The organism is Azonexus sp. (assembly GCF_041909095.1).
In the GTDB taxonomy this organism is placed as follows: domain Bacteria; phylum Pseudomonadota; class Gammaproteobacteria; order Burkholderiales; family Rhodocyclaceae; genus Azonexus.
Window position 1 is genome coordinate 227980 of record NZ_JAYREB010000003.1, and the last position, 23290, is coordinate 251269.

Genomic DNA, 23290 nt, shown 5'->3' on the forward strand with positions numbered 1-23290 from the left:
CGTTACATGTGATCGTCATTTTGCAAACTGACAGGGTAAGTGAGTTTCAGAAACAATGGAAAGCGGCCGTAACAGCATGGAACAACCAGAGCAAGGATACGGTGCTGGTATGAGCAAATTACTTCTCGGTGGTTTCGTGACCTTAATTTCCGGTTGCGCTTCCGTTGCCTCAATCAGCACCGGCACAGGCGCCATGCCGGTTCATCAACGTCCCACTTACAACAGCCCCCAACAAGTCATCTACCGGATCGATGACCACCGCTACATCACCCTGGAAAATTATCGTGACTGCAGGGTTGGCGGAATCATGAAGTGGCATGACCAGCGCAAGAACTTAGAAGTGGAAATGGGGCGCTATAAGAATGAGGGAAAAGGCTTCTGGCCAGGGCGTTTCAGTATCGAGCCCGGCGAAATGAAATTTGCCATTCCGAATTTTTGGTGCGGTGAAAAATGGTGTTATTTGAGTATTGTTTTCACCAACGATGGCGGCAAAACATGGGATGCCTTTCGTGGTATGACGTACTCAAGCAATTCTTTTGAGGATAAAAAAGAAAGAAAAAAAGTGGTTGATACCGATGTGCGTGTTACAAAGGATGGGTATGTTTATATTGTACCGATGCATTTGGATTACTATATCAGAAGGCGTTTTGATGGTTTTGAAAATGGAAAACCGTGGGGTTTTGGTAGCGGCGAGCGTTGCGAATTAATACGTCCTCCTAATATGAGTACTTCTGAGCATTTGGCTCTCACAAAAGCTTGTGAAGAATCTCGAAGAAAGAAACCACCATTTCCTCCGCTCGAGCCGGATAGATACGATGAATATAATTTTTCGTCGATTCCACTCGTCAAAACCCCTTCCGGGCAAGAACGATTCGCCTGTGACCCGTCGCTGAATCCTGTTGTTGAAGAAGAATAAATCGATAGGCCTGAACGAAATGCGTGATATTTAATGGTTTGGCTCACCAGATAACGTGGAGCGTGGATTGCCGAAACAGCGAGCCGAACGTAACGCCATGAAACACCCAGAACGAAGATACAACGCTGGTATGAGCAAATTATTTCTCGGTGGTTTCGTGACCTTAATTGCCGGTTGTGCTTCCGTTGCCTCTATCAGCACCGGCACAGGCGCCATGCCGGTGCATCAGCGCCCCACATACAATAGCCCCCAACAAGTCATCTACCGGATCGACGAGCACCGCTACATCACCCTGGAAAATTATCGTGACTGCGGAGTTGGCGGAATCATGAAATGGCATGATGACCGGAAGAATATGCATGTCGTGATCAGTCGTATCAAAAACGGCGGCAAAGGATTTTGGCCGGGTATTTTCAGGATTGAGCCGGGTGAAGAACGTTTTGCTGTCCCTTCGTTTGGTTGCGGAGACAGAAACTGCAACGTGTGGATAAATTTTTCGAATGATGGTGGCTCAACCTGGGATGCTTTTTCGTCAGAAAGATATTCAATGTATGCTGCCGAGATGGCGTCGGAAAAGCAATCTGTTATAGACACAGAAATTCGCGTCACAAAAGATGGTTATATTTATGTAATTCCTAAACATAAAAAATTTTTCTACCGCTATCGCCTAAATGGCACAAAAGATCAGTCCCCAGAGGGAACGGCAACAGGCGATGAGCGTTGCTGGCCTGGTGAAGGTTTAAAATTAGGAATTAAAGAGCATATTGATTGGGTTGAGTCATGCGAAGAAAATCGCGTTCGAAAGCCGCCTTTTCCACCTATGGAGCCCGGTAAATACGACATGCACGATCTTGCTTCGATTCCCAATATAAAAACGCCCTCCAGACAGGAGGAGTTTACCTGTGACCCGTCGCTGAATCCCGTTGTTGAGGAAGAGGAAGAATAAATCGATAGGCCTGAACGAAATGCGCGATGTGTACTCGTCGGGTTCTCAAGCTGACAGGACAAGTGAATTGCAGAAGGAGCGGAAAACGAGCGTAGCGCTATGGAATACCGCCGGCCGCTGCTGCCAATCACCCAACTGTCGCCACTGAACTTGCTCCCAACGAACTCCTCGAATTCGCCCGACAGCGCGGCTAGGACAACGTCTTCACTGGCCTGCGTCCCGAGCCGCGCTTCACTTCCCCCGGTTCCCTCCCCTCCTATGACCCACAAACGCATTCTTACCTTGGCGCTTTCGGCCATTGGCGCCATTCCAGCCATGGCTGCCGAGCCGCTGGATATTTGGCAAACAACTTTCAAGTGCGGAGGTCGGACGCTGATCCTGGCATCCCGCTGCAGAGCAGCCGCCGAGCCCATGGCGCTCAACGATTGCCAACCCGGGCAGACCTTGTCCAATGGCGTCACGCGCATATCGCTGCCTCACGCATCTCCAGCCAAGGGGGCTCCCGCGGTTTTCGCCGTTGCGTGGTCGTGTGTGTCAGTGCTGGGGCGGCCATACGTCGCCTTGTCTTACGCTTCCGGTCAGGGCCGGGGAGAGGGTGACGAGTCGGCCGAAGTCTTCGATCTCGATCTCCAGGCGATCAGAGACCATGCTGTGCAGGTAGCGGTGTTTCGCCAAGAGGCCAAGAGAACGCGTGGTCGTGTGCGCTCGATATTCCCTGAGAACTAGGCGCGAAGTGATGACTCTTTGCTAACCGCGATTCTCTCCGTCGCCGCCCACTTCGCTGCGGTTTGCCCTCGGTGAATCCAGTGCTAACCAAAAAAAAGGGGCGCCCGGCAGGACGCCCCGAAAAGATGCAGAAGCACCTCACGCAAGAAAACCAGGCCCGACGCGCCGTTGCTGCGGCGCGTCGGGGCGGGGTCAGAAGCTGTGCTTCATCCCCATGGCGAAGCCCTTGACGCCGACGCCGCTGAGGCCGAGCGAGTTGCCCATCGGGTTGATGGTGAAACCGGCGTTGTCGTCGTTCCGGATCTGCGCGTAGTCGGCGTACAGTTCGGTCCGCTTGGACAGCGAATAGCGGGCGCCGATCGCCCATTTGCGGGCGTTGGCGTCGTTCAGCGTGCGGTCCTTGACCTGGCCGTAGCTGGCCAGCGCCTTCAGCTTGCCGAAGGGCATTTCGGCACCGATGAACCAGTTGCGGCGGTCGTATTCCTGGCCGGCGGCGAGGCCGCCCAGGTTCTGGTTGCCGGGCGTCGCGGCGTCGAGGTCGATGTTGCCGCCGATCAGCGAGTTGGGGTCGCCCTTGATGACGTCGTAGACGCCGGAGACCTTGATCGGGCCGAAGTCATAGGAGGCGCCGCCGGTCAGCACGTAGAGGCGGCTGTTGGAGTAGCCGACGGCTTTCGTGGTCTCGTAGTCGAGATCGACGCTGAGCGGGCCGTTGGCGTAGATCAGGTTGGCGGAGAACAGGCGGTCGTCGCCGTTGTTGCCGCCGTTGGCGACGCCGCCGACGGTATGGACGCCGTTCAGGCTGCCTTCGTCGCCCTGGGTGTTGGTCGCCGTCGCCAGGATCAGGGTGAAGCCATTGAAGGCCGGCGAGACGTAGGCCAGCGCGTTGGACGCGCGGTCGTACTGGGTGGTCAGCGAGGCGAAGTTGCCGACCGAGTAGTTGCCGAACGGGTTGTACTTGCCGTAGATGCCGTAGCGCAGGCCGTCGAGGTAGCCGGCGACGACCGTGCCGAAGCCGCCGGTGACGCCGATGAACTGATGTCCGGCCTGGTTCATGCCGGCGCCGATGTCGGGGCTGATCCGGTACTGCAGGTCGAACAGGGCCTTGATGCCGTTGCCGAGGTCTTCCGTCCCCTTGAAGCCGATGTGGCTCAGCGAGCCGGCGCTTTGTACCGCGCGTTGCGACTTGCTCGGGACGACCGCGCCGTTGTCGCCGCTGCGGTACATCCAGCCCATATCGACGTTGCCGTAGATGGTGACATTGCTCTGGGCCAGGGCGCCCGCCGAAGCGGCGGCCGCGATGGCCAGCGCGATGATTTTTTTGGTCATGGATTGTCTCCAGGTGATTTGCATTGATGTGTGCCGTGCAGGCTCCCGACCCGCCGACATTCCCCCGTTGCCATCGCCAGGCGATGGTGAGGCGCGGCCTTTAGTGCGAAGCGCGTGCCAGCCGGTGCCGGCTCTGGGCGATTCTGCGGAAACCCTTGCCTGGGCAGCGTTTCTGCAAGTTTTGTCAGCCCGCTGGTGAGCCGGGCGGCGGCGCTGGTCGCTCATTTTCCGGACAGTTGTTCAAGGATGGAGCGCAACGGAACAGCTCGTTTCCGGCGACGCCAGACGAAAAAAAACCGGCCACGCGGGCCGGCTGTTCGTGAGCGCGGGGGCCTTACTCGCGGTAGAAGCCGACGCCGATCAGGCTGTCGCCTTCGCGGCGGATGAAGGTGCGCTTCTTTTCGACGGCGTTGGTGACCGGGTTGCGCCAGACGTAGTCGACCGTGCCTTCGCCCTTGGCTTTGGCCAGGTCGAGCATCTCGCGGATCAGCGGCTTGCCTTCGACGTCGTGCAGGTCGCTGGCGTCGGTGCCGGTCCATTTCGGGTTCATGCCGTGGGCTTCGAACTTGCCGCTGCCCAGGTTGACGGCGAAGACGTAGAGGTCGTCATGGACGAAGCGGCCCTTGGGGTCGTTGAAGCTGCCCAGGGCGGCGGCCAGGCCGCGCTGGCGGATTTCGGCGCTGGCCGCGTCGAGCAGCTTGCGCGCGTCGTCGGCACCGGCGCGGACGGCGTAGTAGCCGACGCCGAGAATGTAGTCGCCCTGGCGGTGCAGCCAGGCGAACTTGGGTTCGACGCGGTTGCTCTTGCGGTTGAGCCAGACGTAACCGATGCGCGCTTCCGGCTGCTTTTCGGTGACCGCGATCATCTCGCGGAACAGCGGCAGGCCGGCGGCGTCCACGCTATCGAGGACCTTGAGGCCGATCAGGCTGTCCGGCGCGGCGCCGTTGGCGACGTAGGTGCCCTGGCGGTCGATCACGTAGACATAGAGGTCTTTCTTGACGAACTGCCCTTTCGGATCGCTGAAGGCGGCCCAGGCCTTTTCCGGGCCGTTGGCCTTGAGGTAGGCGACGGCCTCGTTGAACAGGGCGCGCGCTTCGCGCGGCGTCGCGTGGTCGGCGGCTGCGGCCAGGGTCGAGGCGGCAGCGAGCAGCAGGGCGCCCAGGCAGCGGGCGAGTGATGATGACTTCATTGTGGTCTCCGGGTGTGGTGATGGTTATGGATTCAGGCGCCGAGCGCGTGATGGATATCCACCAGGCCATGGCGGGCGGCCAGGTGGAGCAGTTTGAAATCGTTGTCGGCGTCGAGCTTCTGGCGGATCAAGGTGAGGTAGTTGAGGACCGTCTTCGGGCTCAGGTGCATCGAACTGGCGATGCCGCTGGCCGATTCGCCGTGCACCAGCATGCGCAGCACTTCGAATTCGCGCGGTGTCAGGTGGGCCAGCGCGCCGTCGCCGTCAATCGCCTCGGCGGCCAGGACCTGGGCGATTTCCGGGGAGAAGACGCGCTTGCCGGCGGCGATGCGGCGGATGCCGTCGATCACCTCGGCCGGTTCGCTGTACTTGGTCAGGTAACCGTGGGCGCCGCTGCGCAGCGCCTGGGTGACGTGGCCGGCGCCTTCGTGCATGGACAGGACGAGCACCTTGAGCGCCGGCTGGCGGGCGAGCATGCCGCGGATCGCTTCGATGCCGCTGCTGCCGCGCAGGCTGAGGTCGACCAGGGCGACGTCGGCGACGGTGCGCAGCGCCAGCGCGTTCGCCTCGTCGGCGCTGGCCGCTTCGCCGACCACCTGCAAGCCGGGCTCGGCGTCGAGCAGGCGGCGGTAGCCGTTCCTGACCACGGCGTGGTCGTCAACCAGAATGATGCGGATCATCTTGTTCTTCCTCCTTCGTCTCTTCCTCTTTCAGCGGCAGGCTGACCTGCAACTGCAAACCACGCCCCGGCGCTCCCGCCACCTGCAGGCTGCCGCCGACCATGTCCAGTCGCTCGACCATGCCGAGCAGGCCGCCCTGGTGCGCCGGGCGCTCGGTCGGCAGGCCGCGGCCGTCGTCCTCGATGCTCACCCGCAGGACGGCTGCCTGGCGCGCGACGCCAACCCGGCAATGGCGGGCGCCGCTGTGGCGCACGACATTGGTCAGTGCTTCCTGCACGACGCGGTACAGCGCCAGGCTGGCCGCCTCGTCGAGTTCCGGCAGGGCGCCGGTCAGGTCGAGCCGGAACTCGATTCCCGTCCCCCGTTGCTGCCAGTTGCCGACCAGCTCGCGCAAGGCGCCGGCCAGACCGCCGGCTTCCAGCCCGTGCGGGCGCAACTGGCCGAGCATGGCGCGTAGCTGCAGGCCGCTGGTGCGCACGTCGCGGCGCAGTTCGCGGGCGCATTCGGCCAGCTGTTCGCCGCTCAACTGGCCGGCGTGGCGCTCCAGGTAAGCGGTGGTGATGCCGATGGCGGTCAGCGTCTGCCCCATCTCATCGTGCAATTCCCTTGCCAGGGTCTTGCGCTCGGCTTCCTGGACCTCGATCAACTGGCGGGCGAGCTGGCGCTGGGCGGCACGGGCGCTGCCCAGGGCGGCGGCAAGAACGTCGATGGCACCGGCGACGCGGCTGAATTCACGCAGCGCGAAGGCCGGCAGGCGCGCCGTTTCCTCGCCGCGCGCCAGCCGCTGCAGACCGGCCTCCAGTTCGCGTACCGGGCTCAGCGCGCGGTGTGCCGCCCACCAGGCGACGAGCAGGGTTGCTCCAGAATAGAGCAACAGGGTGATGCAAAGTCGAACAGTGTCGTCCAGCCGCTCGTCGATTTCCGAATCCGGGTTGGCGGCGATGTACAGCGTCTGCCCGCCGATGTGTACCGTGCGCGGCGTCGGTCGCGCCGCTTCGGGGGCGAGCAGGGCGGCCAGCCAGCTGCGTTCGGCTGGCGGCTGCGCCGTCGCCTCGATGCTGATGTGGCGCAGCGGCGCATCGCGCAGCAGCGCCTGCACTTGCTCGGCCGTGGTGCCCGGCTGGCTGGCGGCGACCAGGATGTCGACCAGGTGGGTCGAGGCGGCGACTTCAGCGTCGAGATCGCCGCGCAGCGATTGCAGGTGGATGGCGACGGCCACCACCAGCAGGCCGCCGAGCAGGGCGCCGAGATAGCCCACCAGTCGTCGTCTGAGATCCATTGCGCCCCCTTTTTATTGTCATGGGTGAGGCGGAGCAGGTTTCGTACCGAGCGCGTTGCGGCTCGGGAATTTTTCCCGGTTTGCCAGGGAGCTTCTCCCGGGACGGGGGGCAAAAACGCTTCCTATACTCGGCTCGCCTGTCGGAATGGACAGGCCGCCCCCGATCCATCGGGAAGCAGACGACACCTTTCAGGAGACAATAAAGATGGCAACAACCCGGTTCAATCCCCGTCCGACCCTCATCGCCGCGCTTGTCGCCGCCACCCTTTGCGCCCCGGCGATGGCCGGCAGCAAGGTGAGCTGGGAAGACATCCTCAACGACGACAAGAGCACCCAGGACGTGCTGTCCTACGGCCTCGGCCTGAAGGCGCAGCGCTTCAGCCCGCTGACCAAGGTCAACACGAAGAACGTCGAGCACCTGGTGCCGGCGTGGAGCTTCTCCTTCGGCGGCGAAAAGCAGCGCGGCCAGGAAGCGCAGGCGCTGGTCCATGATGGCGTGATCTACGTCACCGCCTCGTACTCGCGCATCTTCGCCATCGACGCCCGCAGCGGTAAGCGCCTGTGGGAATACGAGGCGCGCCTGCCCGACGACATCCGCCCCTGCTGCGACGTGATCAACCGCGGCGCCGCCATCTACGGCGACAAGATCTATTTCGGTACCCTCGACGCCGCCATCGTCGCCCTCAACAAGGACACCGGCAAGGTCGTCTGGCGCAAGAAGTTCGGCGACCACAAGGTCGGCTACACGATGACCGGCGCCCCCTTCGTGGTCAAGGACCAGAAGAGCGGCAAGGTGCTGCTGGTGCATGGCTCGTCGGGCGACGAGTTCGGCGTCGTCGGCTGGCTGTTCGCGCGCGATCCGGAAACCGGCGAGGAAGTCTGGGCGCGGCCGATGGTCGAAGGCCACATGGGCCGCCTGAACGGCAAGGAAAGCACGCCGACCGGCGACAAGAACGCCCCGTCCTGGCCGCGCGACAAGGACGGCAAACTGGTCGAAGCCTGGCACCAGGGCGGCGGCGCGCCGTGGCAGACGGCCAGCTACGACGTGGACAAGAACATGGTGGTGATCGGCAGCGGCAACCCGGCGCCGTGGAACACCTGGCACCGCACCAAGGAAGGCGACGACCCGCGCAACTGGGACAGCCTGTTCACCTCCGGCCAGGCCTACGTCGACGCCAGCACCGGCGATCTCAAGGGCTTCTTCCAGCACACCCCGAACGACGCCTGGGACTTCTCCGGCAACAACTCGGTGGTCCTCTTCGAATACAAGGACCCGAAGACCGGCAAGCAGGTCAAGGCCTCGGCGCACGCCGACCGCAACGGCTTCTTCTTCGTCACCGACCGCGAGAAGCTGACCAACGGCGCCGGCTACCCGAACAAGCCGACCTCGCTGATCGGCGCCTGGCCCTTCGTTGACGGCATCACCTGGGCTTCCGGCTTCGACCTGAAGACCGGCAAGCCGATCGAAAAGGACAACCGTCCGCCCAAGGTCAAGGACGGCGCCGAGAAGGGCGATACGGTCTACGTCTCGCCGCCTTTCCTGGGCGGCACCAACTGGATGCCGATGAGCTACAGCCCGCAGACCGAGCTGTTCTACATCCCGGCCAACCACTGGGCGATGGACTACTGGACTGAGAAGCTGACCTACAAGGCCGGCTCCGCCTACCTCGGCCAGGGCTTCCGCATCAAGCGCCTGTTCGACGACCACGTCGGCATCCTGCGCGCCATCGATCCGAAGACCGGCAAGATCGCCTGGGAGCACAAGGAGAAGTTCCCGCTCTGGGCCGGCACCCTGACCACTGCTGGCGGCCTGTTGTTCACCGGCACCTCGGACGGCTACGTCAAGGCCTTCGACAAGCGTAACGGCAAGGAACTGTGGAAGTTCCAGACCGGTTCCGGCGTCGTTTCGGTGCCGATCACCTGGGAAATGGACGGCGAGCAATACCTCGGCATCCAGTCCGGCTACGGCGGCGCCGTGCCGCTGTGGGGCGGCGACATGGCCGACCTGACCAAGCAGGTGACGCAGGGCGGCTCGATGTGGGTGTTCAAGCTGCCGAAGGCGCTGACCCAGGCCCAGCGCTGATCGCGGGCGGCCAGCGGCCGCCTGCATTCATCCCCTGGCCGGTGAAAGCCGGCCAGGGTTGCCAACGCAATGGAAAGCAGACCATGTTGCGATATCTGTTCGTTGCCATGTTGTCCATGGCCGGTGTGAGCGGTGCCACGGCGGCCGAGGAAGGGGAGGACCCGCCGGTGATCAACGGCTGTCCGATCTGGTCGCACACCCGCTGCCCGGGCGGCGACCTGCGCCATGCCGACCTGTCCGGCAGGAATCTGGCCGGGGCCGATTTCCGGGGTGCGAAGATGGCCCGGGTCGACCTGCGCGGCGCCATGCTGGCCGGGGCCAACTTTGACGGAGCCGACCTGACCGGCGCCCGCCTGGGCAAGGTGGCAGCGCCGACCGCCAGTTTTCGCGGCGCCCGCCTGGTCGGCGCGGACCTTGAGCATGCCCGCCTGTTCCGGGCCGATTTCACCGATGCCGACCTGACCGGCGCCACCCTGGAAGCGGCCAAGGCCAACTTCGCCTGGTTCGAGCGCGCCCGCCTGGTCGATGCCGATCTGGAGGAGGCCAAGTTGTTCACCGTCAACCTGCGCGGCGCCGATCTCAGCGGCAGCCTCCGCCGCTTCACGGTATTCCAGGATGCCGATTTCACGGGCTGCACCGGCTGCCCGACCGACTGGTGATGAGCATGAGGAAACGTCTGCAATTTCTTTTATTCAGCGCCTGCACCCTGTTTTTCGCCGGTGCCGCGCCGGCCGGCGAAATCGCCCAGCCGCCGGTGGTCGACGATTCGGCCTTGCCCGCGCTGGGCACGGACTGGCGCGAGAACAATCCCTACCGCGGCCTGCCCGCCGCCTACGATGTCGGCCGCAGCGCCTACAACCAGTCCTGCGCGCGTTGCCATGGTGCCGATGCCGCCACCAATGCCGCACCGGCGCCGGATCTGCGCAACCTCAACCGGGCCTGCCGGCGCATTGTCAGTGCCGAACTGCAGGCCCGCTGCCAGGCGGACAAGGACGCCTACTTCGCCAAGAGCGTGCGCCAGGGCAAGATCATCGTCGGCGTCACCCACATGCCGCCCTGGGACGGTGTGCTCAAGCAGGAGCTGGCGTGGGCGATCCAGGTCTTCATCGAAGCGCAGGCGCAGGCGCGCGGAGCCCGCCAGTGAGGCGCTGCTCGGCCGCGCAAGAAAAACGGCGCCCGGGCCGAAGCCGGGGCGCCGCTGTTGCCGGGCCTTGTGCCCGGTCAGGATGGTGGCGTTCAGCCCTTGTGCAGCTTGAACACCCACACGGAACCGCCCTGTTCGAGGAAGTTCACGCGCTTGGCGACATCGCCACCCCACAGCGGCACGGCGCCGCCCCAGCCGGTGGTGACGGCGATCATCTGCTCGCCATCCTGTTCCCAGGTGACCGGCGGTGCGACGATGCCGGTGCCGACCTGGAAGGACCAGATTTCCTTGCCCGTCTTCGCATCGACGCCCTTCAGGTAACCCTCAGGCGTGCCATAGAAGACCAGACCGCCGGCGGTGGCCAGCGCACCACCCCAAAGCGGGGCGTAGTTCTTGTTCTCCCAGACGATCTTGCCGGTGGCCGGGTCGACGGCGCGCATGACGCCGATGTAGTCGTCGTGGATGGCCTTGATGGTGAAGCCGGCGCCGAGGTAGGCGGCACCCTTCTTGTAGGAGACCGGTTCGTTCCAGATGTCCATCGACCACTCGTTGGCCGGCACGTAGAAGAGGCCGGTCTGCGGGCTGTAAGCCATCTGCTGCTGGTTCTTGCCGCCGAGGAAGGACGGCGCCGAGAAGACGACCTTGCCCTTCTTGCCATCGACACCAGCCGCCGGGTCACCCGGACGACCTTCTTCGATGTAGTTCGGCCGGCCGGTTTCCAGGTTGATGCTGCTCGCCCAGGTGATCTTCTTGACGAAGGGGAAGGCGTTCAGCAGCTTGCCGTTGGTCCGGTCATTGACGAAGAAGAAGCCGTTACGGTCGGCCTTGCCGCCAGCCTTGATCAGCTTGCCGGTCTTCGGGTCCTTGTAGTCGAAGGAGACGAACTCGTTGACGCCGTCGAAGTCCCAGCCGTCGTGCGGGGTGTTCTGGTAGTGCCAGACGATCTTGCCGGTCTCGGGTTCGATGGCGACGGTGGACGACGAGAACAGGTTGTCGCCCGGGCGCAGGTGGCTGTTCCACGGGGCCGGGTTGCCGGTGCCGGCGAAGATCAGGTTGGTTTCCGGATCGTAGGTGGCGCCGTTCCAGGTGGCAGCGCCGCCGGTCTTCCACAGGTCGCCGGTCCAGCTGGCGTTGAGGGTGCCGGAGATGCCGTTTTCGATTTCCTTGCCGTCCTTGTCGTAGATGTAACCCATGTGGCCTTCGACGGTCGGGCGCGTCCACAGCAGCTTGCCGGTCAGCGGGTCACGCGCGTCGATGCGGCCGACGGCGCCGAATTCGCCACCGGAAACGCCGGTGATCAGCTTGCCCTTGGCGATGATCGGGGCGGCCGTGGCCGAGTAGCCGGCTGCGTAGTCGGCGACCTTCTGCTTCCAGACGACCTTGCCGGTTTCCTGGTTCATGGCCACCAGCTGGGCGTCGAGCGTCGCGAAGATGACCAGGTCGCCGAACAGTGCGGCACCGCGGTTGATCACGTCGCAGCAGGGCATGATGCCGTCGGGCAGGCGGTGCTCGTACTTCCACAGCTTCTTGCCGGTCTTCGCGTCGAAGGCGAACAGGCGGCTGTAGGAAGCGGTGACGAACATCCGGCCGTTGTGGATCACCGGTTGCGATTCCTGGCCGCGTTGCTTCTCGCCGCCGAAGGACATCGACCAGGCGGGAACCAGGTTCTTGACCGACTTGGTGTTGATCTGCGTCATCGGGCTGTAGCGCTGGCCCTGGGTGCCGAGGCCGAAGCTGACGACGTCGCCGACGGTTTTCGCGTCGTTGACGATGTCGGCATCGCTGACCGTGGCGCTGGCCGGGCTGCCGGCGATGGCGAGCGCCGCCGCGAGGGCGAGCCCGAACAGCTGCCGGGGAAGTTTGTGACTGTGCATGGAACGTCTCCTTGTTTGTGCGTTGATTCCGTCGCCGCCGTGGATCTTTTCCGGGATTGACCGGCGACGAAGTTGGCAGACTGCAAGCCCTGTGCCATCGCCTGCTCTGCCGGCCGCAAGCGCGTGGCAGCAAGGCTGGCGGGGGCAGCGCCGCAGCGTCGGCAGCCTTGGTCCGGCTGCTGAAATTGCACACACCTGCTCAAAACTTGCACAGCCGGCGGGCAGCAGGAGATTCTTGCGTCGGCGAGGGGCAGCGCTGATTCGCCGCGATCCGGGCAGTGTGGCGCCCGGCGGCGCTGCTCAGTCGGCGCTCAGGCCCGGCAGCCAGTGGCCGAGGCTGGCCCTGAGCTGGGCGAAATTGACCGGCTTGGGCAGGAAATCGTCCATCCCGGCAGCGCGGCACTTCTGCCGGTCTTCCTCGAAGGCGCCGGCGGTCAGCGCCAGGATCGGCACCCGGGGGCGCTGCTCTTCCTGCTCCCATTCCCGGATTGCCCGGGTCGCTTCGAAACCGTCCATCACCGGCATCTGGCAATCCATCAGCAGCAGGTCGAAGGGTTCGCCAGCGCGCACCAGGTCCAGCGCCTCGGCGCCGTTGCCGGCGCTGACGAAATCCAGCCCGAGCTTGCGCAGCAGGGCTTCGATGACCTTGCGGTTGGTCGGGTTGTCCTCGACGACGAGGAGGCGGGCGCTGGCATTGCCGCCGCTGGCGGCGGGCCCGCTCGCGTTGGCTGGCGCGGCGTCCGCTGCCGGCAGCAAGCTGTCTTCCCCGGCCGCGCCCAGGCCGGCGCGGATCGTGAACCAGAAGCGGGAGCCCTCGCCGTCGCGGCTGCTCACCCCCACCTCGCCACCGGCCAGGCGGGCCAGGCTTCTGACGATGGAGAGGCCGAGGCCGGTGCCGCCGTACTTGCGCGTGGTCGAGTCGTCGGCTTGCGAGAAGGGCTGGAAGAGCAGCGCCTGCTTGTCCTCGGGGATGCCGATGCCGCTGTCGACGACGGCGAATTCGAGCAGGGCGCCGGGCTCGTCGCGGCTGACTTCGCGGCCTTCGATGCGGATGCCGCCGTGGTCGGTGAACTTGATCGCGTTGCTGAGCAGGTTGGAGAGCATCTGGCGGATGCGCACGGCATCGGCCAGGTAGTGCTGTGGCGGCCCGTTCCAGCTGACCGTCACCGGCAGCTGCTTGCGCTGGGCGGTATCGGCGAAGAGGCGGACAGTTTCGGCGATCAGCAGCTGGGGCGTGAAGTCGATCCGTTCGAGTTCGACCTTGCCGGCCTCGACCTTCGACAGGTCGAGGATGTCGTTGAGCAGCGAGAGCAGCGTCTGCCCGGAGTTGAGGATGGTGCGTACATATTCCTGGCGTTCGTCGTCAGACAGGTCGGGCATCTGCAGCAGTTGCGCCATGCCGAGGACGCCGTTCATCGGCGTCCGGATCTCGTGCGACATCATCGCCAGGAACTGGCTCTTCGCCCGGCTCGCTGCCTCGGCTGACTGCTGCATCTTCTTGAGGTGGGAGATGTCCATGTAGAAGCCGACCACGTGCTTGGTCGGCGTCCGCCGTTCGACGACGCGCAGCCAGCGGTCGTCGCCCAGCGCTTCCTCGATGTCGGTGCTGCCGGCGGCATGCGTGGCCAGGCGCTCGGCCAGCCAGCGCTCGCTGCGCCCTTGCGCTGCCGGGTATACGCCGGCAGCGGCAGCGGCCCGCATGATCTCGGCGAAGCGGGCGCCGGGAACGACGGCGTCGCGGCAGGCGGCGTAGAGGTTGCGGTACTTCTCGTTACAGATGACCATGCAGTCGTTCTCGTCGAAAACGACGAAGGCCTCGTCGATGGTTTCAATTGCCGTGCGCAAGGTGTGTGCGCTCTCCAGCAGCGACTGTTCGGCCCGTTGCAGTTCATCGGAGACGGCGCGCTGGATCCGCAGGTTGTCGAGATAACCATTGAAGCCCTGGATCAGCGCGGCGATCTCGTCCTGCTTGGCCGGTTCGGGCAGCGGGGCGAGGGTGGCCTCGGGGTTTTCACGCAGGCGCTGGAATTGTTCCGAGACGGCGCGCAGCGGGCTGACCACGGTGCGGGCGAAGAAGCGGGCGAGCAGGCCGATGCCGCCAAGGCCGATGAGCAGCAGCAGGCCCGCCGCGGTGGCCAGGCGGTTGACCGGCGCGGTGTGCAGGGCGAGCGGGGTGGACAGCACGAGATGGGCGCCGATGCCTTCGAGCGGCCGCTTGGTCAGGATGACCTCCCGGCCGTCCAGGCGCAGTTGCTGGGTGGCCGGGCCTTCCCGGACCTGACTGAGCAGCGCCGGGTCCATCCGGGCGCCGAGCAGCGCGCGTTCGGGGTGGTACATCAGGCGGCCCTGCGGGTCGACCAGCATCAGCTGCAGGCCGGCCAGCGCATTGTCGGCCGAGAAGTACTCGCGCACCGCGTCATCGTTGAGGTTGATCAGCAGCAGGCCGACCGTGTCGGTGGTGCCGGTTTCCGGGGAAAAGTGGCGGATCAGCCGGGTGACCGTGATCACCTTCTTCTGCGCCGACGCGGTGTTGATGTTGTCCTCGATGCCGCGCCAGACCACTGCGCTCTCCGCGGCCGAGGCCTCATCGATCATCCGGCGCATCGCTTCGCCCTTGAGACCGCTGACGTTGAGCGTCTCGCCGACGTGAAAGTGTTCGCCGCGCATCGAGAACAGGTCGATCGAGACCAGTCCCTTGACCCGGACGAAACCGTTCAGGATGTAGCCGATCTGCGCTTTGGTGTTCAGCGTTTCGTAACTGTTCGCCGTTCCCTTGTCGGCGTCGCGCAGGGCGCCGGCGATCGCTTCGTTGCCGACGATGCTTGCCGCCAGGTCCTCGACCTGGTTGCGGTAGAGGCGCAAATAGGCCGCGGTGTCGGTCATCAGGCGCTGGTTGTATTCGCCGGCCTGGGTGATGACGATGTCGCGCGCGATCTGGAAGGCGGCCAATCCGAAGATCAGCAGGGGAACGACGCCGGCGACGAGCAGGTAGCCCACCAGCTTGGCGGTGATGTTGAAATGGGGCCTGGAAATCACGACGTTGGCTGGCCGGCGACGGACGCGGCCTTGATCAGTTGAGGGTGGCGGGGGTGACCAGGCGGGTGTCGATCAGCATCAGCGCTGGCACGGTGTCGCCCCTGATCAGGCGGCTGGCGAGCAGCACGCCCTGGAAACCCTGCTCGGCGGCCTGCTGGTCGACGGTGACCGCCAGCCGCCCGGCCCGCACTTCGGCAACGGCTTCTTCCAGCGCATCGTAGGCGGCGACCTTGACCTGGCTGCGCTGCGTTTCCTGCAGGTACTTGAGGGCGCCGAGCGCCATCATGTCGTTGGCCGCGAAAAGCAGGCGGATTTCCGGGTGGCGGGCAAACATCTGCTTGGTCACGGCATAGCCTTCGTCGATCTTCCAGTTGGCGCTTTCGCTGGCGACCAGGCGGATGTTCGGATTGTCGGCGAAGGCGCGGCGGGCGCCTTCCATGCGCTGGCGGGCGTTGTCGGCGCTGCGGATGCCTTCGAGGATGGCAGCTTGGGTGCCGGCCGGCGCGCCCTCGGCGATGAAGCCGGCCGAACGGTAGGCCGCTTTCTCGTTATCGACGCTGATGAAGGGAATCGCCTTGCCTCCGGTCTGGTGGATTGCCTCGGCGTCCAGGCGGTTGTCGATGTTGACCAGCTTGATGCCGGCGTCGCCGGCTTTTTTCAGCACCGGCACCAGGCGCTGCGAATCGCCGGGGGCGATGACGATGGCGTCCACGCCGGCGGCGATCAGGTCCTCGACGATCTGGATCTGCTGTTCGATCGAGGTTTCCTGGGCGGCGGTCTTCACCAGCAGTTCGATGTTCAGCTCCTGCTCGGCGCGCCGGGCGCCCTTTTCCATCTCGATGAAGAAGGGGTTGGTCAGCGTCTTCATCACCAGGCCGATCTTCTTTTTGTCGGCAGCTGGCGCTGCCTGGCTGGCCGGGGGGTTGGCGCCGCTAACGGTGGACAGGGAGGGGCCGCTGCTGTCGCCACAGGCGACAAGTCCAAAAAGTGGCAGAGCGAGGGCCAGTTGGCGCAAGAGTTTCATGATTGACCTCTCCGGGAAAGGAGATACGTTAGCATCAATTTGCCGGGGCAAAGCGCGCCACGCTGGTTTGCTGCAAATGGCAACAACTGCTCCAGGCTTGAACAGTTTGCCCGGGGCGCCGCGCGGCAAGGGCGGCCGGCGCGGCCTTTGCGCACTGGCACGGCACTTGCAGTCTCTCTTTCCATAACAGCCCGCAGGGCGAGAGTGGAGTGAGACATGAATCCAATGACAGGCTTGGCCGCCATCTTCCTGGCGGCGCTGCTGACGGTCCGGCCCGCGCTGGCCGGCCAGGAAGACGTCGACCCGCTGGGCTCGGCGCGCTGGGGCGACATGCGCTACCTGTTCCCGGAGCAGGCGACGATACGTTTCGATCCGCGGGTCCGCGTGCTGGCGCCGGAAGTCGCCGAGAACCCGATGCAGGTGCCGCTCACCGTGGACGCCAGCGAACTGGGGGCGGTCAGCGAGGTGATGGTGTTCGCCGACTTCAACCCGATCGTCGAGGTGCTGCGCTTCTATCCGCAGGCGGCGCCGGCCTGGCTGGGCTTTCGCATCAAGCTGCAGCAGTCGTCGCCGGTACGGGCGGCGGCGCGTACCGCTGACGGCGTCTGGCACGTCGGCGGGGCCTGGGTGACGACGGTCGGCGGTGGCTGCACCGCACCGTCGGCCAAGGCTGCGGCGCCGGACTGGCAGGCACGCCTCAACCAGGTCAGCGGCCGGCAGTGGGAAAGCGGCGCGCAGGCCGGCCGGGTCCGCTTGCGCATCGAACATCCGATGGACACCGGGCTGGTCGCCGGGATTCCCGCCTTTCACCTGGAACAGGTCGAGTTGCTGGCCGACGGCCGTTCGCTGATGCGCCTGCAACTGCACGAACCGGTCAGCGAGAACCCGGTGTTCACCCTCAAGCGCGGCGCCGCCGAGGGGCCGGTCGAAGTGCGCGGTCACGACAACAACGGCAATGCCTTCCAGGCGAGGATAGAACCATGAAGCGCTGGTTGCCCCTGGCTTTCCTGGGCGTCGCGCTGACTGCCGCCGGCGCCGATTTCGACTACCGCCTGCGCGCCGAGCGCGTTGCCGACGACGTCCATGTCTTCGTCGGCAAGACCGAGGACTTTTCCCCGGCGAACGGCGGCAACATCGTAAACACCGGCTTCATCGTCGCCCCGGGCGGCGTCATCGTCATCGACAGCGGCCCGTCGCGCCGCTACGGCGAGCAGATGCGCCAGGCCATCGCTGCGGTGGACCGGCGGCCGCTGGCGCTGCTCATCAACACCCACCATCACCCCGACCATTTCCTCGGCAACCAGGCCTTTGCCGATGTGAAGCTGGCGGCGCTGCCCGGCACCATCGAGGGTATCGCCAGCGACGGCAACGCCTTCGCCGAGAACCTCTACCGCCTGACCGGCGACTGGATGGCCGGCACCGAGGTGGTCGTGCCCAAGCAGGCGCTGGCCGGTGGCCGCCAGGAAATCGCTGGCCGCCGTCTGCGCCTGCTGGCGCTCGACGGCCACACCGGCGCCGACCTGGCGATCTACGACGAGGCGAGCGGCGTGCTGTTCACCGGCGACCTCGGCTTTCTCGGCCGGGCGCCGACGACGCCGCACGCCGACGTCGGCCGTTGGCTGGCGGCGCTCGACACGCTGGAAGCGATCACTCGCGAACCGGGTTTCCGCGCCGTCGTCCCCGGGCACGGCCCGGTGGCACGCGACGCGGCGCCGCTGCGCCAGACCCGCGCCTGGCTGAACTGGCTGCAGATGGCGCTGCGCCGTTCGGCGGAAAGCGGGCTGGACATGAACGAGACGATGGCCCAGCCGCTGCCCGCCGAGTTCGCCGGCCTGCCGGTGGCGGCCAGCGAATACCGGCGCTCGGTCGGTCACCTGTTCCCGGCGATCGAGCGGGAGGCGCTCGGTGCGCCGCGCTGAACTGGTGGGCGCGCTGCGCCCCCATCCGTCGCGGCCGGCACGCCGGCTGGGGAGGCTGATGCTGCTCTCGGTGCTGCTGCACGGCGGCCTCTTCCTGTTCATGGCGAAGAGCCGGCCGGCCTCGCCGCAGCCGCTGCCACAAATCGTCGCCACGCTGCGCCTGGCGCCGCCGTCGAACAACGCGGTGTCCCCGCCGGCCAGCGCGCCGGCGACGCCGCTCTCGCAGGTCCGGCGCTTGCCGGCGGCCGCGGCGAACCCCCCGGTTCCGCGGCCGCAGGCGAGCGCCAGGCCGGCCCGCAGTGAGCCGGCGGCGACCAGCCCGGCAGCCGCCAGGGCGGCGCCGGCAGCCGGCGCCAGCAGCGACGCGGCGCCCGGGCCGGCGCCAGCCGCCCCTGCCGTCGCCGCTGACGAGGCAACGCCCGGCAGCGTGCCGCAAGCCGCCGCGTCGGCACCGGCGGCGGCAGCGCTGGCTGCTTACCGCCAGCAACTGAGCGCACTGTTCGCGCAGCAGCGCAGCTACCCGCGGCTGGCGGCGATGCGCGGCTGGGAGGGCGAGGTCCGCCTGCGCCTGCGTGTCGCCCGGCGCGGCAACCTGGTCGCCGTCGAGGTCGAGCGTTCCAGCGGCTTCGACGTCCTCGACCAGCACGCCCGCGCGCTGCTCGCCGCCCTCGGCGACCTGCCGCCACCGCCTGGCGAGGGCGGCGAAATCCAGGTCGTCGTACCGATCAATTACAAACTCGATAGAACCACCTGAGGAAGCTCCGATGTCCCGCCGTCTCACTCTTTCCCCGCTCACCCTGGCGCTCGCCGCCGCCTTCGCCCCGGTGGTCGCCGCCGAACCGGTGGTCGAATTGTCGACCGTCGAGGTGGTCGGCAATTCGCCGCTGGCCGGGATCGGCATCCCGCGCCTGCAGGTGCCGGCCAACGTGCAGGTGGTCGGCGAGCGTGATCTGGCGCAATCGGCGGCGCTCAACCTGCCGGGGCTGATGGGCCGCCAACTGGCCGGCGTGACGATCAACGAGGTGCAGGGCAACCCCTTCCAGCAGGACGTCAATTACCGCGGCTTCACCGCCTCGCCGCTGCTCGGTACCGCCCAGGGTCTGTCGGTCTATCTCGATGGCGTGCGCGTCAACGAGCCCTTCGGCGACACCGTCAACTGGGACCTGCTGCCGCAGGCGGCGCTCGCCGGCATGGAAGTGGCGCCCGGTTCCAACCCGCTGTTCGGCCTCAACACCCTGGGCGGCGCACTTGCCCTGCGCACGCGCAACGGCTTCGATCAGCCGGGGACGACGCTGGAGGTGATGGCCGGCAGTTTCGGCCGGCGCACGCTGGGATTCGCCTCCGGCGGCCATCGCGACAGCCTGGGCTGGTACGTCGCCGGCGACGGTTTTGCCGAGGACGGCTGGCGCGATTTCTCCAAATCCGATGCCGGCCGTTTCTTCGCCAAGATCTCGCAGCGCAGTGCCAGCGGCGAACTCGACTTCAGCATGCTGCGCGCGCGCACCAAGATGACCGGCAACGGCCTGCTGCCGCAATCGATGTACGCAGCCGACCGGGCGCAGGTGTTCACCCATCCCGACGAGACGCGCAACGATCTTCTCCACCTCGCGCTGGCCGGGCGCCTCTGGCTGAACGGCGAGCAGAGCCTGTCGGGCAACGTCTACCACCGGCGCAACACGACGCGGACGCTGAACGGCGACGCCAACGACGAGTTCGAGGACAGTCCCTTCGATGGCGTTTCCGACGAGGAATCCGGCGCCAACAACCGGACCCGCACCCGGCAGCGTGGCGAAGGGCTGGCGCTGCAGTGGAACCTGAACGGCGCCCGCCACCAGATGACGATCGGCACGTCCTGGGACCGCGCCCGCATCCGCTTCCGCCAGACCGAGCAGCTCGGCGTCATCGACCCGACGCGCGGCGTTGGCGACCTCGAAGACGAGGAAGTCGAGAACGCCATCCGCGGCACCACCGAGACCGTCAGCCTCTTCGTCACCGACACTTTCGCCCTCAGCCCGGTCCTCCACCTGACCGCGTCGGCACGCTACAACGCCAGCCACGTCACCACCTTCGACCAGCTCAACCGCGTCGCCCCCAACCTCGACGGCGACCATCGTTATCACAAGCTCAACCCGGCGCTCGGCCTGACCTGGCAGGCGGCACCGACGCTCAACGCCTACGCCGGCTTCAGCCAGGGCAACCGGGTGCCGACGCCGATCGAGCTGGGCTGCGCCGACCCGGCCAATCCCTGCACGCTGCCCAACGCGATGGCCGCCGACCCCTACCTCAAGCAGGTCGTCGCCCGCACCCTGGAAGCCGGGTTGCGCGGCAAGCTGGCCGGCGGCATCGGCTGGAACGCCGGCGTCTTCCGCACCATCGCCGACGACGACATCCTGTTCGTCGGCACCTCGACCAGCGCCGGTTATTTCACCAACTTCGGCCGTACCCGGCGCCAGGGCGTCGAGCTCGGCATCGACGGCCGGCACGGCAAGCTCGACTGGTTCGCCAGCTATAGCTGGCTGCACGCCACCTTCGGCTCGGCGGCCTGCCTGCTCGCCGAGAACAACAGCTCGCGCGGCACCGCTGCCGCCTGCACGGCGAACGGCCAGGACGACGAGATTCTGGTACGCAAGGGCGACCGCCTGCCCGGCCTGCCGGCGCACAGCCTCAAGCTCGGCCTGAGCTGGCAGGCCGCCGACTGGCTGCGCCTGGGCGGCGACCTGCAGGCCTTCTCCGGGCAGTACGCGCGCGGCAACGAGAACAACGCGCACCGCGCCGGCAGCGCTACCGACGCCTTCGGCAACACGCGCGTCTTCAGCGGCAGCGGCCGCCTGCCCGGCTACGCCATCCTCAACCTCAACGCCGAAGCCCGCCTGGGTGGCGGTTGGGAGGTCTTCGCGCGGGTCGACAACGTTTTCGACAAGCGCTACGCGACGGCCGCCGCGCTGGCCGAAAACCCGTTTGCCGCCAACGGTGCCTTCCAGGTCGATTCCGCCGACTGGCGGCGCGAGACCTTCGTCGCGCCGGGCGCACCGCGCGCCGGCTGGCTCGGCCTGCGCTACCGCTTCGCCGGAATGTGAGCACGATGCGTCCGCTGCGCCTGCACACCCGCATCAGCCTGGTCCTCACCGGCTTGGCCGGCAGCCTCTGCGCGATCCTCGTCGGCCTCTGGCTGCACGGCGCGCGGCAGGGCATCCACGAGGAAATCGAGGCCGCCAACCGGGTTTCCGGGCAGTGGCTGGCGGTCCTCGTCGAACGCCTGCCGGCGAACGCCGCCGACCTGCAGGCGGCTCTCGCGCCGCTCGGTCGCATCCGCGCCAACGAACTGCAACTGCTCGATGCCGCCGGCCGCCTGCATTACCGCTCGCCGCCGCCGACCTACAAGGCCGGGCGGCAGGCGCCGGACTGGTTCGGCGAGCTGTTGCGGCCGCAGATCGCGCCGCGCGTGCTGGCGGTCGGTGAGCTGCAGCTACGTCTGGTACCCGATGCGTCGCGCGCCGTGATCGACGCCTGGGACGATCTCTGCGCCGTCGCCGGCTGGGCGCTTGGCCTGCTCGGCCTGCTCTTCGTCGTCGTCAGCCGCGCGCTGGACCGCGCCTTGCGGCCGCTGGACGAGGTGATGCGGGCGCTGCAGCGCATCGGTTACGGGCGCTTCGACCTGCGTCTGCCGGTCTTTCCGGTGCCCGAACTGGCCAGCCTGTCAAAGGCGTTCAACGGCATGGCCGACCGCCTGCGGGCGGCGGTCGACGACAACGTCCGCCTGGAAACCGAGCGCGAGCTGGCGCAGCGCCTGCAGTCCCGGCTCGAAGAGGAGCGGCGGCAGATCGCCCGCGAGCTGCACGACGAGATGGCACAGGGCATCACCGCGGTGCGCGCGCTGGCCGGCGCCGTCATCCAGCGCACGGCGGAGCAGCCGGTAGTGCAGGCGCCGGCGCAGCACATCCTGGCGGTGACCGGCGAACTGCAGGACGGCGTCCGCCGCATCCTGCACCGCCTGCGGCCGCTGCCCGGCGGCGAGCTGGCGGCGCGGCTGAACGACTATTGCGCCAACTGGCGGCGCCAGCACGAGACGGTGGCGCTGCAACTGCGCGTCGCGCTCGACGGCCACGAGCCGGACGACGCGCTGGCCGCGGCGGTGCTGCGCATCGTCCAGGAAGGGCTGACCAACGTCGCCCGGCACGCCGCCGCCAGCGAGGTCGAACTGAGCGTCAGCGGCGACGACGGCGTCCTGCGTGTCGCGCTGCGCGACAACGGGCGCGGCGCCGGCGGGCGCTCCGCCGCCGCCGGCTGCGGCCTCGGCCTGACCGGCATGGGCGAGCGGGTGGCCGGCCTCGGCGGCAGCCTGCAATTCTTCACCCCGGCCGGCGGCGGCTTCGGCCTGGTTGCGACGCTGCCGCTTTATTCCCTGGAGGAAGCATGAACGAATCCCTGAAAAACGTCCGCGTCGTGCTCGCCGACGATCACGCGGTGGTCCGCCTCGGTTTCCGGCTCTTGCTCGAAGGGGCCGGAGCGCTGGTGGTCGGCGAGGCGGCCGACGGCGAAGGCGCGCTGCGCCTGCATGGCGAAATGGCGCCTGACCTGCTGGTGATGGACGTTTCGATGCCGGGCGGCGGCGGCCTGTTGGCGCTCGAACGCCTGCGCGCCCGCGACCCGGCAGCGCACATCCTGATGCTCTCGGCGCATCAGGACGAGATCGTGCCGGTGCGCGCGCTGCGCCTGGGCGCCAACGGCTACCTGTGCAAGCGGGCGGCGCCGGCCGAGTTCCTGCGCGCCGTCGCCCAGGTGGCGGCCGGGCGCCGCTACCTCGATCCGGAGCTGGCGCAGCAGGTGGCGCTGGCCCAGCTCTCCGGCGCCGCGCAGCCGCTGGAAACGCTGACCGAGAAGGAACTGGCGGTCTTCCTCAAACTCGCCGCCGGGCAGACGGTCAACGACGTGGCCGGCGACTTTCACGTCAGCCCGAGCACGGTCGGCACCCACCTCTACCACATCAAGCAGAAGCTGAACCTGCGCAACCCGGCGGAGATCACGCTGCTGGCGGTGCGCAACGGGCTGATCGAAGCCTGAGGCGCAAATCATGATTTTCATGAGGTCGCGCTGGCAAAGCGCAGGACGGCAGGCGCCAGCCCGGCGCGAATAATGGACCGGTCA

The 23290-nt window shown here is 66.4% G+C and carries 18 protein-coding genes; 11 read left to right on the forward strand and 7 right to left on the reverse strand.

Going from position 1 to position 23290, the window contains the following annotated elements; genetic code table 11:
- Window positions 1–76 precede the first annotated feature (76 nt).
- Complete coding sequence (locus ACE3OV_RS09250; protein WP_374326726.1) at window positions 77–916, forward strand: hypothetical protein; 840 nt, start codon at window positions 77–79, stop codon at window positions 914–916.
- Between the two features lie 97 nt (window positions 917–1013).
- Window positions 1014–1862, forward strand: a complete 849-nt coding sequence (locus ACE3OV_RS09255) for a hypothetical protein (RefSeq protein ID WP_374326727.1) — start codon at window positions 1014–1016, stop codon at window positions 1860–1862.
- Between the two features lie 918 nt (window positions 1863–2780).
- On the opposite strand, the gene ACE3OV_RS09260 is transcribed toward ACE3OV_RS09255, so the two are convergent.
- The 4 genes from ACE3OV_RS09260 to ACE3OV_RS09275 form a co-directional block, all read right to left on the reverse strand.
- Window positions 2781–3917: a porin gene (locus ACE3OV_RS09260; RefSeq protein ID WP_374326728.1), complete on the reverse strand. Its 1137-nt coding sequence runs from the start codon at window positions 3915–3917 to the stop codon at window positions 2781–2783.
- Window positions 3918–4251: 334 nt separating this feature from the next.
- Window positions 4252–5106 carry a cache domain-containing protein gene (locus tag ACE3OV_RS09265; RefSeq protein ID WP_374326729.1) on the reverse strand — a complete coding sequence of 285 codons (855 nt, stop codon included), beginning with the start codon at window positions 5104–5106 and terminating at the stop codon, window positions 4252–4254.
- A gap of 32 nt (window positions 5107–5138) precedes the next feature.
- Complete coding sequence (locus tag ACE3OV_RS09270) at window positions 5139–5786, reverse strand: response regulator (RefSeq protein ID WP_374326730.1); 648 nt, start codon at window positions 5784–5786, stop codon at window positions 5139–5141.
- Window positions 5764–7065: a sensor histidine kinase gene (locus ACE3OV_RS09275; RefSeq protein ID WP_374326731.1), complete on the reverse strand. Its 1302-nt coding sequence runs from the start codon at window positions 7063–7065 to the stop codon at window positions 5764–5766. The genes ACE3OV_RS09270 and ACE3OV_RS09275 overlap by 23 nt, the downstream gene beginning before the upstream one ends.
- 205 nt (window positions 7066–7270) lie before the next feature.
- On the opposite strand from ACE3OV_RS09275, the gene ACE3OV_RS09280 reads away from it, so the two are divergent.
- The 3 genes from ACE3OV_RS09280 to ACE3OV_RS09290 all read left to right on the forward strand — a co-directional run bounded on the left by ACE3OV_RS09280 (window position 7271) and on the right by ACE3OV_RS09290 (window position 10292).
- Window positions 7271–9148 (forward strand): methanol/ethanol family PQQ-dependent dehydrogenase, encoded by a 1878-nt coding sequence (locus tag ACE3OV_RS09280; RefSeq protein ID WP_374326732.1) that lies wholly within the window; start codon window positions 7271–7273, stop codon window positions 9146–9148.
- 83 nt (window positions 9149–9231) lie between these two features.
- Complete coding sequence (locus ACE3OV_RS09285; protein WP_374326733.1) at window positions 9232–9807, forward strand: pentapeptide repeat-containing protein; 576 nt, start codon at window positions 9232–9234, stop codon at window positions 9805–9807.
- 5 nt (window positions 9808–9812) lie between these two features.
- Entirely contained in the window at window positions 9813–10292 is a 480-nt protein-coding gene (locus ACE3OV_RS09290) for a c-type cytochrome (protein WP_374326735.1), read from the forward strand.
- 92 nt (window positions 10293–10384) lie between these two features.
- On the opposite strand, the gene ACE3OV_RS09295 is transcribed toward ACE3OV_RS09290, so the two are convergent.
- The 3 genes from ACE3OV_RS09295 to ACE3OV_RS09305 all read right to left on the reverse strand — a co-directional run bounded on the left by ACE3OV_RS09295 (window position 10385) and on the right by ACE3OV_RS09305 (window position 16226).
- A complete protein-coding gene (locus ACE3OV_RS09295) occupies window positions 10385–12166 on the reverse strand; it encodes a PQQ-dependent methanol/ethanol family dehydrogenase (RefSeq protein ID WP_374326736.1) in 1782 nt (593 codons plus the stop codon).
- A 300-nt stretch (window positions 12167–12466) separates the two neighbouring features.
- On the reverse strand, window positions 12467–15202 hold the full coding sequence (locus tag ACE3OV_RS09300; protein ID WP_374326737.1) for an ATP-binding protein: 2736 nt from the start codon (window positions 15200–15202) through the stop codon (window positions 12467–12469).
- Between the two features lie 34 nt (window positions 15203–15236).
- Window positions 15237–16226 carry a substrate-binding domain-containing protein gene (locus ACE3OV_RS09305; RefSeq protein ID WP_374326738.1) on the reverse strand — a complete coding sequence of 330 codons (990 nt, stop codon included), beginning with the start codon at window positions 16224–16226 and terminating at the stop codon, window positions 15237–15239.
- Window positions 16227–16442: 216 nt separating this feature from the next.
- On the opposite strand from ACE3OV_RS09305, the gene ACE3OV_RS09310 reads away from it, so the two are divergent.
- From ACE3OV_RS09310 to ACE3OV_RS09335, 6 genes are read left to right on the forward strand one after another with little or no spacing between them, the layout of a single operon-like run.
- Window positions 16443–17210, forward strand: a complete 768-nt coding sequence (locus ACE3OV_RS09310; RefSeq protein ID WP_374326740.1) for a quinoprotein dehydrogenase-associated SoxYZ-like carrier — start codon at window positions 16443–16445, stop codon at window positions 17208–17210.
- A complete protein-coding gene (locus ACE3OV_RS09315; protein ID WP_374326741.1) occupies window positions 17207–18145 on the forward strand; it encodes a quinoprotein relay system zinc metallohydrolase 1 in 939 nt (312 codons plus the stop codon). Before ACE3OV_RS09310 ends, ACE3OV_RS09315 begins: the two co-directional genes overlap by 4 nt.
- Window positions 18132–18899, forward strand: a complete 768-nt coding sequence (locus ACE3OV_RS09320; protein WP_374326742.1) for an energy transducer TonB — start codon at window positions 18132–18134, stop codon at window positions 18897–18899. Before ACE3OV_RS09315 ends, ACE3OV_RS09320 begins: the two co-directional genes overlap by 14 nt.
- A gap of 10 nt (window positions 18900–18909) precedes the next feature.
- Window positions 18910–21222 carry a TonB-dependent receptor gene (locus ACE3OV_RS09325; RefSeq protein ID WP_374326743.1) on the forward strand — a complete coding sequence of 771 codons (2313 nt, stop codon included), beginning with the start codon at window positions 18910–18912 and terminating at the stop codon, window positions 21220–21222.
- Window positions 21223–21227: 5 nt separating this feature from the next.
- Window positions 21228–22562, forward strand: a complete 1335-nt coding sequence (locus ACE3OV_RS09330; protein ID WP_374326744.1) for a histidine kinase — start codon at window positions 21228–21230, stop codon at window positions 22560–22562.
- Entirely contained in the window at window positions 22559–23206 is a 648-nt protein-coding gene (locus ACE3OV_RS09335; RefSeq protein WP_374326745.1) for a response regulator, read from the forward strand. Before ACE3OV_RS09330 ends, ACE3OV_RS09335 begins: the two co-directional genes overlap by 4 nt.
- Window positions 23207–23290 lie beyond the last annotated feature (84 nt).